Source organism: Clostridioides sp. GD02404, assembly GCF_045898275.1.
GTDB lineage: Bacteria > Bacillota > Clostridia > Peptostreptococcales > Peptostreptococcaceae > Clostridioides > Clostridioides difficile_A.
Map to the genome: position 1 here is coordinate 1 of NZ_JBJOCA010000070.1, position 551 is coordinate 551.

At 31.8% G+C, this 551-nt stretch carries 1 protein-coding gene; it reads right to left on the reverse strand.

The genetic code is table 11. The features are described from left to right. On the reverse strand, window positions 1–551 hold a 551-nt coding region (locus tag Q3287_RS19440; RefSeq protein WP_407964686.1), incomplete at both ends, for a baseplate J/gp47 family protein.

Sequence of the window (551 nt, forward strand, 5' to 3'; positions counted from 1 at the left end):
TGCAATTTTATATTTCCTTTTACATCATTTATAGTAAGATTAGAAAAATCCTGTATACCTTCGTCTGTCAACATCATAGAACCTACTATTGCTTGTATAGCATTGTATGAGACTGTTCCACCTAAATCAATCTTATCTAAGTATTTATCTATCTTAGCTTTTAGATTGTTTAATACTGTTTCTTCACTAAAACTGTTACTAAATATAAAACTAGCTTTTACATTAATAAGTAGTGTTTCGGGTGTTACAACTGTTACTAAAGCCCCGATAGGAGCTTTCCCGTCTCTATTTTCTCCTTCTGATACATTTAATGGATATATATATTCTTGAACTTTATCTATCAATTCTTGTGTTGCTGCTTTTCTATTTTTATCTAGTATTAATACTTTTACTGTCCCTGCTCCATTCCATTCGGAAACTACATAAGCATATCCAACTCCATCTACTTCTTTAGCCCATCTTATATAATCTGAACTAGCTCCACTAAGTTTGTCTTCTTGCTCTGCTACAAGAACTCTTTCTCTAAAATGTTCTTCGTCTTCTATATCTGT